Below are 11315 nucleotides of genomic sequence, written 5' to 3'. Positions count from 1 at the left end.
CTGTCCTACACCCATCCGGATCCGGTCAAGGCCGCCGCCGGTATTGTCGTCAGCCGTAAGGAACTTGCCGGCTTCATGGCTTGCCGCTGAGGCAGCACCACCCTATCAAGCCGTGACGGCGCTTTATGCCAAAGCGCTGAGCCTCTTTTGCGGCGCCTGTTCTTCCCCCTCGTTTTTAATTTGCCTTGCTGGCATCCTTGCACCGTTCATGCCAAGAAAGCGGCAGCAAAAGCAGCGCCGCGCGTCTTTTCAGACACGCAGACGACACTGTAGCACTTTGAATTATGCAAGGATGGCAGATGAGGGAGCGGCGCCCACCGCACAAAACGCGTGAGCGGACAAAACCCGCCGACAACGCCGCGCCTAAGCGGGTTACCCTTCCCCGCGCCCTTTCCAAGCTCGGTTATTGCTCCCGCACGCAGGCCGAACGTCTGATTGCCGAAAATCGCGTTGCGGTCGACGGCCGCACCGTCAGCGATATCTCCGCATGGGTCGATCTTGCCACGGCAAGGATCAGCATCGACGGCCTCGTCATCGCTGCCGAAGCGAAAATCTATCTGATGCTCAACAAGCCCCGCGGGCTCGTCACCACCCGCCACGATCCCGAAGGCAGGCCGACGGTCTATGATTGCCTCAGGGACTTCGACATCCCGCATCTCTCTCCGGTCGGCCGGCTCGACAAGGCGAGCGAGGGCCTGCTGCTTTTCACCAACGACACCGAATTCGCCCAGATACTGCTCGATCCGGTCACGCATCTGACGAAGACCTATCATGTCCAGATCGACCGCATCATGGACGATGAGGACATTGCCGCCATGACATCGGGCATCCGCCACGACGGCGAGTTGCTGACGGCCACCGCCGCGCAGCGCCTGCGCCAGGGCGACAGGAATTCATGGATCGAGGTCGAGCTCGACGAGGGCCGCAACCGCCAGATCCGCCGGATGCTGGAGGCGCTGGGAACCGAATGCCTGCGCCTTGTGCGCGTCGCAATCGGCGGGCTCGAACTCGGCGAACTGCCAAAAGGCGCCGTGCGTGCGCTGAGCGAAGCGGAATTGCAGGCGCTGCGCCGGAGAACCGGCATGGAAAGGACGAGACGCAATTGACTGCTGCGACGGAAATGGCGCCGCACGATTTCTGGCAGGAGCTTCACCCGCCCGGCACCTTTGCCGGCAATGGGGAATTTACCTCCTTCTATGTCGCCGTGCTCGAAGATGGCCGTCAGCTTCGCCTGCCGATCCGCGTGCTGGCGGATGGCGATCACGCCCTCGCCTCGCTGATCGTCAACCAGGCAAGCTTCGCCGTGCTCGATGCGCTCGCCGAAAGCCTTGCCGAAAAGATCAGACCCATGCGCATCGATGTCGTCGCCGGCATGCCAACGCTCGGCCTGACGCTGGCCGCCGCCGTGGCGCAGAAGCTCGGCCATAGCCGCTACGTTCCGCTCGGCACCTCGCGTAAATTTTGGTATCGCGATGAGCTCTCCGTTGCCCTGTCTTCAATCACCACGCCGACACAGCAGAAACGCCTCTATATCGATCCGCGCATGTTGCCGCTGCTTGAGAGACGGCGCGTCGCACTCATCGATGACGTCATTTCCAGCGGCGCCTCGATCGTCGCCGGTCTTCATCTGCTGACGGGCTGCGGTATCGAACCCGTCGTTATCGGTGCCGCCATGCTGCAATCGGAGCGCTGGCGCGACAGCCTCGCAGCCGCTGGGCCGCAATGGAACGCGCGCACCGTCGGCGTCTTCGCAACCCCCATTCTGGAGCGGAACGCCATGAGTCGGTGGCAGGCACCACCAGCTTAACGCGAGGTATGAGGATTGTTCAATCTCTGCCTGAAAGCGCCTCTGTACAGCGCATGAGGAACGATTACAGTCCCCCTGATCGATGAAACAACGGACCCGCCCATGTCGTTCGATGCGCTCGCCAAGGCGACCGGAACCGGCTTTCGCTTCTTCGATTTCGCCTATGTCGGCCTGCGGGCGATACCCGATCGACTTGACTTCCCCAGCAATGAAACTAGAGCAGGAAGTCTTCACCCAATAATGAAGGACAGTCGAGCGCCGTGCGAATTCTCTCCGAAGCCCATTTCCCGGAATTGCCCAACTATTACCGCGGTAAGGTGCGCGAGAATTACGATCTTCCGGACGGACGCCGCATCATTATAAGCACCGACCGGTTGAGCGCTTTCGACCGCATCCTCACCAGCATCCCCTATAAAGGCCAAGTGCTGACGCAGACGGCGCGCTACTGGTTCGAGGCGACGAAAGACATCTGCCCGAACCACGTTCTCGACTATCCCGATGCGAATGTCGTTATCGGCAAGCGGCTTGACATCCTCCCGGTCGAGATCGTCGTGCGTGGTTATCTCGCCGGCACCACCGGCACCTCGATCCTGACGCTTTATAAAAAGGGCGAGCGCGAGATGTACGGCATGCGTCTGCCCGACGGTATGCGCGACAACCAGGTCCTGCCCGAACCCGTCATCACGCCGACCAGCAAGGAATTCGACGGCGGTCACGATGAACCGCTGACGCCGGCCGAAATCGTCACGCGTGGCCTTCTCACGAAAGAGCAATGGCAGACGCTGTCGACATATGCGCTCGCCCTCTTTGCCCGCGGCCAGGAGATGGCGGCGAAAAGCGGCCTGATTCTGGTCGATACCAAATACGAGTTCGGCACTGATGGTGACGGCAACATTATCCTCGCTGACGAGATCCACACGCCGGACAGCAGCCGCTACTGGCTTGCCGAAAGCTATCCGGCAAGCTTTGCCGCCGGGAAACGCCCGGAAAGCTTCGACAAGGATTTCGTCCGCGCCTGGGTGGCGGAGCGTTGCGATCCCTATAAGGACGAGATCCCGGAAATCCCCGCCGAACTGATCGAGCAGACCTCGGCCGTCTACATCAAAGCCTACGAGGCGATCACCGGTGAGCGTTTTGTTCCAGACAACAGCGGCGAGACGCCGCTTGCTCGTGTCCGAGCCAACCTCGCCCGCTATTTCCCTTGAAAAGACGAACGCGAAGGCCGCCAAGCCGTTCACCGGCTTGCGACGTTTCACCCATCGCGCTAGAGCGCCGCGCGTCCGAGAGGACGCTCTATCACTTTGAATTGGCGCATAATCCTTCCCGAAAATCGATTCCGATTTTCGGGGTTATGCGCTAGCATCAGAAAAAAGGGGTATCGGGCTCAGCCCGGCGGGGAACAAATGGCAAGAAGGCCAAGACGCAAGGCCGAGGAAACGCGGGAAGACATTCTCTCCATGGCGGAGATGCTGTTTCGCGAGCGGGGCTTCGTCGCGGTGTCGATCGCCGATATCGCCGGCGCGCTCCACATGTCGCCCGCCAATGTCTTCAAGCATTTCCGCTCCAAGGTCGCGCTGGTCGATGCGATCGCCGGACGCCATCTCGATGATGCCGCCGAGCGCTTCGCCGCCTGCGATGAGAAGCTGCCGCCAAAGGAACAACTGCTCCGCTTCATCCTGCGCCTGCTGGAAAGCCACCTCCAGGACATCCAGAAGAACCCTTATATCTTCGAAATGGTACTCTCGACGATCGAAGCCAAACTCGAGGCCGGCAATCGTTACCGCGCCCGCATCGAAGCGAAGCTCGGCGAGATCATCCGTGAAGGCATGGCGGAGGGACGTTATCATTGCCGCCATCCCGAGAGCGCGGCGCGTACCGTTGCAGACATCCTGGCCTGCGTGCTGCACCCTGTCCTGATCGCTCGCGACGACAAGGAGACCCTTGTTCACCGCGCCGAAAAAATCGTGTGTTTCGTCGATGCCGCACTGCAAAATAGCGCTTGCTAAGTGATGATTGTTGAATTACGTCACTTCGTAAAGCTTTTGTTAAATTCGGATAACGGCATTTGAAACCAATCCTGATGCTTGTACAAGCCAGTGCTCGGCCCAGCCGAGCGCTGGATCGAGCGCATAGATTGAATGGCGAATGCTACCGCACAGGAATTCAGCATGATACGGCGTGCCCTCCTCGTTCCCTCGGCCCTGGCATTCGCAGCCCTTCTCGCCGCCTGCAGCGACAGTGGCTCCAAGCCTGCGGGCAATGCGGGCGCAGGCGCGGCACAGCAGGCTGCCCCGGTCGGCGTGATCGCGTTGACGAAGGGCACGTTCCCGATCACCACGATCCTGCCTGGCCGTGCCGAGACATTTCAGACCGCCGATATCCGGCCGCAGGTGAGCGGCCTGATCCGCGAGGTCGCCTTTAAGGAAGGCGGCGAGATCAAGAAGGGCGACCTTCTCTACCAGATCGAGGATGCACCCTACATAGCCGCCGTCGAGCAGGCCAAGGCGGCAATCTCCAAGGCGCAAGCCAGCGTACCGAGCGCTGAAAGCAATCTCGACCGCTACCAGCGCCTCGTCGGCAGCGGTGCCACCCAGATCGAATTCGAAACGGCTAAGACGACGCTGCTCCAGGCCAAGGCCGAAGTCGAGTCGGCGAAGGCCGCGCTTTCCGCCGCACAGATCGACCTCGACCATACCAGGATCGTCGCCCCTTTTGATGGCATCATCGACCAAACGGCCGTTAATGTCGGCAACGTCGTCTCTGCCAACCAGACGACGGCGCTGACGACCATCCGCCAACTCGATCCGATCTATATCTCGCTGACGGAATCGAGCACCAACCTGCTGAGGTTGCGCGATGCGATGGCCGCCGGCAACATCGAGGGTGCGGAGAACGTCGCCTTCCACCTGATCCTCGAAGACGGCAAGGAATACAATCAGCAAGGCAAGCTCGACATGTCGAAGCAGGTCGTCAGCGAGACCACTGGCACCTTCATCATTCGTGTGCTCTTTCCCAATCCCGACCGCATCGTGCTGCCCGGCATGTATGTCCGCGCAACCGTCGAGCTCGGCGCCGAGGCCGGTTATGCGCTGCCGCAGCTGGCGACAAGCCGTGACGCCAACGGCCGGCTGACGGCACAATTCGTTTCCGCCGACGGCAAGGTCGAAACCCGCGCCTTCGAGAACAGTTCGCCCTCCAACAATTCCTGGCTCGTGACCGAAGGCATCAAGGACGGCGATCAGCTGATCGTCACCGGCCTCCAGTCCGTCACGGTGGGCATGCCGGTGAAACCGGTCCCGATGAAAATCAATGACAACGGCGTGGTCGTGCCTGCCGAACAGCCTGCGGCCGGTGACGCTGAGAAGGCTGCAGCGAAATAATCGCTGCAGGCCCGCATCGTCACCGTCCCAGCCGCACAGGAACAACCGATGGCCAAGTTTTTCATCCGACGTCCAATTTTCGCCTGGGTCATTGCGATCACCATCATGCTCGCCGGCCTGCTGGCGATTTTCACCCTGTCGATCTCTCAATACCCCGACATCGCCCCGACGACGGTTCGCATCAACGCCACCTATCGCGGCGCCAGCGCCGAGACGGTCGAGAAATCGGTGACGACGATCATCGAAGACGGCATGACCGGCCTCGACGACCTCACCTATATGACCTCGACCTCGTCGACCGGGTCGGCCAACATCCAGCTCACTTTCGGAACCAGCATCGATCCTGACATCGCCCAGGTGCAAGTGCAGAACAAGCTGCAGCTGGTCCAGTCGCAGCTTCCGGGCGACGTCATCGATGCCGGCATCAGCGTGACGCGCTCGACCTCGAGCATCCTTCTCGTCGGCTCGCTTGTTTCGACCGATGGCAAACGCAACTCCGTCGACCTCGGCAATATCATGTCGACCTCGATCGAGGATCAGATCCAGCGCCTGGAAGGCGTCGGCAGCATCAATGTCTTCGGTTCGGGATACGCCATGCGCGTCTGGCTCGATCCGTTCAAGCTCTTGAAATACCAGTTGACGCCGAGCGATGTGACGTCTGCCATCCAGGCCCAGAACACCCAGGTCTCCGTTGGCTCGCTCGGCGCCCAGCCGACGATCCCCGGCCAGCAGATCAACGTCACCATCACCGCCCAAAGCCAGCTGACCACCGTCGCCGATTTCGAGCACATTATCCTGAAGGTCGAAAAGGACGGCGCGACGGTGCGCTTGAGCGACGTCTCGCGCATCGAGATCGGTCAGGAGAGCTATGGGGGGAGTTCGCGCTACAACGGCATGCCTTCGAGCGGCTTTGCCGTCAACCTCGCAATCGGCGCCAACGCGATCGATACCGCCGCCCGCGTGCGGTCCGCACTCGATGTCATCGGCCGCACTCTGCCGGAAGGCGTAAAGATCACCTATCCCTATGACACGACACCCTTCGTCGAACTGTCGATCGAGAAGGTCGTGCATACGCTGATCGAGGCAATCGTGCTCGTCTTCGTGGTGCTGCTCGTCTTCCTGCAAAATCTGCGCGCCACGCTGATCCCGACCATCGCCGTTCCCGTGGTGCTGCTCGGCACCTTCGGGGTGCTTGCGGTCACCGGCTACTCGATCAATACGCTGACGATGTTTGCCATGGTGCTGGCGATCGGCCTTTTGGTCGACGATGCGATCGTCGTCGTCGAAAACGTCGAACGCATCATGTCGGAAGAGAAGCTTTCGCCGCTCGAAGCGACGGAGAAATCGATGGGCGAGATCACCGGCGCCATTGTCGGCATTGCGCTCGTGCTGACCGCCGTCTTCATTCCGATGGCCTTCTTCGGCGGCTCGACAGGCATCATCTATCGCCAGTTCTCGATCACCATCGTATCGGCCATGCTGCTGTCGGCACTCGTTGCGATCGTGCTAACGCCGGCGCTCTGCGCCACGATGCTGAAGCCGGTCAGCGAACACCGGAAACACCGGGTCGGCGACTGGTTCAACCGCAACTTCACGAGCTCGACCAACGGCTATGTCAGGACCATCGGCTATCTCCTGAAGCGGCCGATCCGCGTCATGCTGGTCTTTCTTCTCGTCGGCACCGGCTGTGCCTATCTATTCACCCGGCTGCCGAGCTCTTTCCTGCCGCAGGAAGATCAGGGCGTGCTGCTGACCATCGTCACCACGCCGCCTGGCTCGACCACGCAGCAGACCCAGGCCGTCGTTGAGAAGGTGGAAAACTATTATCGCCAGAATGAGAAGGATGCCGTCGAATCGGTCTTCGGCGCCCTCGGCTTTGGATTCAACGGCTCCGGCCAGAACAGCGCCATCGTTTTCACCAAGCTCAAGGATTTTTCGCTGCGCACCGATCCAAATCTGAGTGCTCAGTCGGTTGTCAGCCGGGCGCTTCGCAGCTTCTTTGCGATGCGCGAGGCACAGGTCTTCGCGCTCCTGCCGCCGGCAATCCAGGGCCTCGGCGTGTCGAGCGGCTTCTCGATGTATCTCGTCGATACCGGCGGCCACGGCAACGACGCTCTGACGGCAGCCTCCAAGCGGCTAATCCAGATGGGCAACAGCTCGGGTAAAGTCGTGGCGCTGCGCAGCAGCAACAAGGAAGTCGAGCCGCAGATGCGCATCGTGCTCGATCAGGAAAAGATCGGCGCCATGGGCGTCGACATCGCCTCGGTCAATTCGATGCTGTCGATCATCTTCACCGGCCGCGACGTCAACGACTTCACGTTGAACGGCGAGATCAAGCCGGTCTATGTCGAGGGCGATGCGCCCTTCCGCATGCAGCCGGACGATCTCAACCACTGGTACGCCCGCAACAATGACGGCGAAATGGTGCCATTCTCCGCCTTTACCCGCACCGAGTGGGTGAAGGGCGCGCCCTCGCTTGCCCGCTTCAATGCCGTCAGCGCCATTCCGCTTGACGGCGCTGCCGCACCCGGAGTTTCTTCCGGCGATGCGATGAACGAAATGGAAGCCCTGACCAGTGAGCTCGGCGGCGGTTATACGGTTGCCTGGCAGGGCATCTCCTATCAGGAACGGCTTTCCGGTTCGCAGGCGCCGATGCTCTATGCGATCTCGGTTCTCGTCGTCTTCCTCTGCCTGGCAGCGCTTTACGAAAGCTGGTCGATCCCCTTCTCGGTGATCATGGCGGTGCCCGTCGGCATCCTCGGAGCGTTGACGGCGGCAACCCTTTTCGGCCAGGCGAACGACGTCTATTTCAAGGTTGGCCTGCTCACCACTATCGGGCTGGCGGCAAAAAACGCCATCCTGATTGTCGAATTCGCCAAGGATCGCATGGAAAGCGGCATGGGGCTCTACGAGGCGACATTGGAAGCAGCGAGATTGCGCCTGCGGCCGATCATCATGACTTCGCTTGCCTTCATTCTCGGCGTCGTGCCGCTGGCGATCGCGACAGGCGCGGGCTCGGCGGCACAGAATGCCATTGGTATCGGCGTTCTCGGCGGCATGCTGGCGGCGACGATGCTCGGAATTTTCTTCGTGCCGTCGTTTTTCGTCGTCATTCGACGCATCTTTGCCACACGCGGCAAAAATGCGGCAGGACTGTGATATAAATGCACTGTGATATTGCTGTTCCCGTTGCTACATTGCGCCCGACTGCTTCGGAATGGTGTTTTTGGTAGAACGAGGCGCGGCGGCCGATAGTGAAGCATGAAGCTTCGGACAAGAATTGACTTGCTCGAGTACAGGATGAAATGAATGGTATCTCTTCGTTTTGCCACACCGGCATTATTGTTATTGTTGTCGGGCTGCGTTGTAGGCCCGGATCATGTTTCTCCTGAGATGCCGCTGCCCGCCAAATTCGGAGAGGGTGGGACCAAGAGTGATGGCGATGTTGCTACTGCAGCATGGTGGACCGCCTTCAAGGATCCAAGACTGAACGGCTACGTCAAGGCCGGCCTCGATCAGAACCTGACAGTTCAACAGGCGATCGAAAGAATCAATGCAGCTTCCGCAAACGTGACCACTGCCGGCGCCGGCGGCCTGCCGAATTTGAATGTCGGCGCCTCGCAGACGGTCAGCGGCCAGAAGGGCGAGCTGCGCACGCAGTTCGACACGCGCAATACCAGTGCCGGCGACGTCCAGCTGAGCTGGCTGCTCGATCTCTTCGGGCTCTACAAGCGCAATACGGAGAGCGCGCTTGCCTCGCTCGATTCCGCTTACGCATCGGCTGACGTTGCCAGGCTGACCCTCATACAGGACCTTGTCTCGAGCTATATCGACGTTCGCTACTTCCAGCAGCGTCTAGCGCTTTCGAAGACCAATCTGAAGTCCCGTCAGGAAACCTACGAGCTGACCAAGTTCCAGCTGGAAGCCGGCGCCGCCTCGCGTCTTGACGTCGTTCAGGCCGAAGGCCTGGTGCAGTCGACGCTCGCCGAAATTCCCGGCCTCGAAACCAATATCCGCGTATCGGCCCATCACATCGCCACGCTGCTCGGCCTGCCGGCTTCGGCTCTTGTCGATGAATTGCTGAAGGGCTCCGGTCAGCCGGTATTCCGCGGCGGCATCACCTCCGGCATCCCGGCCGACCTGATCCGCAATCGTCCGGACATCCGCGTCGCGGAACGTGATCTTGCCGCCGCAACGGCCAATATCGGCGTTGCCCAGGCGCAGCTTTATCCGAGCATCTCGCTTAGCGGCTCGATCTCGCCGTCTTACATCAACCAGCGTGGCATCCATGGCGGCCTGACGCCATGGTCCTTCGGCCCGACGCTCAACCTGCCGATCTTCGATGGTGGCCGCCTTCGCGCCAACGTCAAGTCGGCACAGTCCGACGCCGCCACTGCCTATCTCAACTGGAAATCGACGGTGCTGACCGCGGTCGAGCAGGTCGAGAATGCGCTCTCGGCCGTCCGGCGTGACGCGCAAACGGTCGCGGCGCTTCAGGCCCAGGTGAAGACCACGCAGGAAACGCTGGAACTTTCGACTGCATCCTACAAGGACGGCGCCTCCTCGCTGCTCGACGTTCTCGACGCGCAGCGCCAGGTTTCGCTGGCCCAGGCAAGCCTTGCCGCATCCGTCCAACAGATGGCCAAGGACTATGTCTCGCTGAACATCGCGGTTGGTGGTGGCTTCGCCCCCGACGGCAAGACGACCGCACCGGCGGCGAAGGTTGTGGCTGTCAAGGGCTGACAGCTGCCGCAATCGACTTGAGAAGTACAAAGCCTCGCGATTGCCTCGCGGGGCTTTTTCTTGCCTGCGGCGTGCCGCAATCGAATAATTGCGATAAGATGCATTTGGATTCGACATGCAGAAAAAGCTGAGCTATCACTCTGATTAAACGATTAATCAAAGTGATCGTCGATCATGGCAGCACCGCGCCCGGGACCGAACCTCAGCAGGATAGCAACGTCGCTCGGCGTCTCCGTCGCGACGGTCTCCAATGCCCTTTCCGGCAAAGGCCGGGTCTCCGGCCAATTGGTCGAAAGAATTCGCGAGCATGCGGCCGAACTCGGTTACGTCCCGAGCCAGGCCGGCCGGGCGCTACGGACCGGCCGCAGCGGCGTTCTCGGTCTAGTGCTGCCCGATATCGCCAATCCGCTGTTCCCGAAGATCGCGCAGGCGATCGAATTTGCTGCGTCCGCCGCAGGTTACGGCGTGCTGATCGCCGATTCCCGCGGCGATGTCGCCGCCCAGACCGAGGCGATCAACCGGCTTGCCGAGCGCGGCGTCGACGGCATGGTCATCATTCCCCGCCGCGCCACCCGCATTTCGGCAGCGGCCTGTCCGGTCGCCATCATCGATACTCCCTCGACGCCTGGAAACACCGTTGCCGCCGACCATTGGCAGGGCGGCCACGAAATCGCCGTTCATCTGGCGGGCCTCGGCCATCGCCGTATCCTCATCATCGGCAACAATCAGGGATCCAACGTCCAGAACGACCGCGCCGGCGGCATCCGCTCCGGCATGCGCCCGGGCATGCATTCGGAAACCCTGTGGATCGACCGGCTGGAGCGGGAGAACGGCAGTGGCTGCCCGCTCGGCCTCGCCGAAAAAGTCAGACAGGGTTTCACCGCCTTCGCAGCCCTCTCCGACCTGCAGGCGTTGCGGGCGCTGACGGAGTTGCAGCAGGCTGGCATCAACATTCCCACTGACGTCAGCGTCACCGGTTTCGACGACCTCATCTGGTCGCCTGTTGTCACGCCGTCGCTGACGACGGTCCGGATGGACATGGATAGGATTGCCGAAATTGCCGTATCGGCGCTGGTGGATACTATAAAAACAAGCACCATCCGCAAGGGCGTGCTCGTTACCGCGGAGATCGAACGCGTCGCCATGCAGCTGATCGTCCGCCAATCATCCCGGCCTGCGAAGCCGGCACCAAAAACCTCAGAGATGGAGAAAATGTGAGATGAAAAAAGCTTTCATTGCCTCGGCAGCACTCCTCCTCGACACCGCGCTCGGCCCGATCAAAGCGGAGATCGATGCATGCCTGCCGTCGCACGAGACCGGCAGTGCACTCACCTTCGATCTGCCGGTTGCAGGTGCTGCAAACCTCAAACGTTTCGGGTGAAATC

Annotated in this window: 9 protein-coding genes and 1 pseudogene (1 of these 10 cut by a window edge); all 10 read left to right on the top strand. The window is 60.9% G+C overall.

The window, feature by feature from the left end; translation table 11 throughout:
* On the top strand, nt 1–90 hold the 3' end of the coding sequence (locus ACS4RR_RS07035; protein WP_003542611.1) for a hypothetical protein. It extends 117 nt beyond the left edge of the window; the window shows 90 of its 207 coding nt (coding positions 118–207); its start codon lies off the left edge, out of view; it ends in the stop codon at nt 88–90.
* A 209-nt stretch (nt 91–299) separates the two neighbouring features.
* Nucleotides 300–1106, top strand: coding sequence for a pseudouridine synthase (locus tag ACS4RR_RS07030; RefSeq protein ID WP_456189891.1), 807 nt, complete (start codon nt 300–302; stop codon nt 1104–1106).
* 14 nt (nt 1107–1120) lie between these two features.
* A complete protein-coding gene (locus ACS4RR_RS07025) occupies nt 1121–1807 on the top strand; it encodes a phosphoribosyltransferase (RefSeq protein WP_456190137.1) in 687 nt (228 codons plus the stop codon).
* Nucleotides 1808–2067: 260 nt separating this feature from the next.
* Complete coding sequence (locus tag ACS4RR_RS07020) at nt 2068–3012, top strand: phosphoribosylaminoimidazolesuccinocarboxamide synthase (protein WP_170279742.1); 945 nt, start codon at nt 2068–2070, stop codon at nt 3010–3012.
* Nucleotides 3013–3210: 198 nt separating this feature from the next.
* Nucleotides 3211–3813 carry a TetR family transcriptional regulator gene (locus ACS4RR_RS07015; protein ID WP_407767998.1) on the top strand — a complete coding sequence of 201 codons (603 nt, stop codon included), beginning with the start codon at nt 3211–3213 and terminating at the stop codon, nt 3811–3813.
* A gap of 162 nt (nt 3814–3975) precedes the next feature.
* A complete protein-coding gene (locus ACS4RR_RS07010; protein ID WP_020486253.1) occupies nt 3976–5187 on the top strand; it encodes an efflux RND transporter periplasmic adaptor subunit in 1212 nt (403 codons plus the stop codon).
* A 48-nt stretch (nt 5188–5235) separates the two neighbouring features.
* A complete protein-coding gene (locus tag ACS4RR_RS07005; protein WP_456189890.1) occupies nt 5236–8346 on the top strand; it encodes an efflux RND transporter permease subunit in 3111 nt (1036 codons plus the stop codon).
* 150 nt (nt 8347–8496) lie between these two features.
* Complete coding sequence (locus ACS4RR_RS07000) at nt 8497–9930, top strand: efflux transporter outer membrane subunit (protein ID WP_456189889.1); 1434 nt, start codon at nt 8497–8499, stop codon at nt 9928–9930.
* Between the two features lie 174 nt (nt 9931–10104).
* Nucleotides 10105–11148 carry a LacI family DNA-binding transcriptional regulator gene (locus ACS4RR_RS06995; RefSeq protein ID WP_456189888.1) on the top strand — a complete coding sequence of 348 codons (1044 nt, stop codon included), beginning with the start codon at nt 10105–10107 and terminating at the stop codon, nt 11146–11148.
* A 34-nt stretch (nt 11149–11182) separates the two neighbouring features.
* Nucleotides 11183–11311, top strand: a pseudogene (locus ACS4RR_RS06990) (ABC transporter ATP-binding protein); the annotation flags it as partial.
* Nucleotides 11312–11315 lie beyond the last annotated feature (4 nt).

This window comes from Rhizobium zaerense (assembly GCF_051810725.1).
GTDB classification, from domain to species: Bacteria; Pseudomonadota; Alphaproteobacteria; order Rhizobiales; family Rhizobiaceae; genus Rhizobium; species Rhizobium leguminosarum_I.
The sequence above is the reverse complement of the archived record's forward strand: the minus strand, read 5'-3'. Positions and strand labels throughout refer to the sequence as shown.

Bases quoted from the DNA above. Each gene is read 5' to 3' on its own strand.
- ACS4RR_RS07000 (WP_456189889.1), top strand. From the start codon at position 8,497: ATGGTATCTCTTCGTTTTGCCACACCGGCATTATTGTTATTGTTGTCG.
- ACS4RR_RS06995 (WP_456189888.1), top strand. From the start codon at position 10,105: ATGGCAGCACCGCGCCCGGGACCGAACCTCAGCAGGATAGCAACGTCG.
- ACS4RR_RS07030 (WP_456189891.1), top strand. From the start codon at position 300: ATGAGGGAGCGGCGCCCACCGCACAAAACGCGTGAGCGGACAAAACCC.
- ACS4RR_RS07015 (WP_407767998.1), top strand. From the start codon at position 3,211: ATGGCAAGAAGGCCAAGACGCAAGGCCGAGGAAACGCGGGAAGACATT.
- ACS4RR_RS07005 (WP_456189890.1), top strand. From the start codon at position 5,236: ATGGCCAAGTTTTTCATCCGACGTCCAATTTTCGCCTGGGTCATTGCG.
- ACS4RR_RS07025 (WP_456190137.1), top strand. From the start codon at position 1,121: ATGGCGCCGCACGATTTCTGGCAGGAGCTTCACCCGCCCGGCACCTTT.
- ACS4RR_RS07010 (WP_020486253.1), top strand. From the start codon at position 3,976: ATGATACGGCGTGCCCTCCTCGTTCCCTCGGCCCTGGCATTCGCAGCC.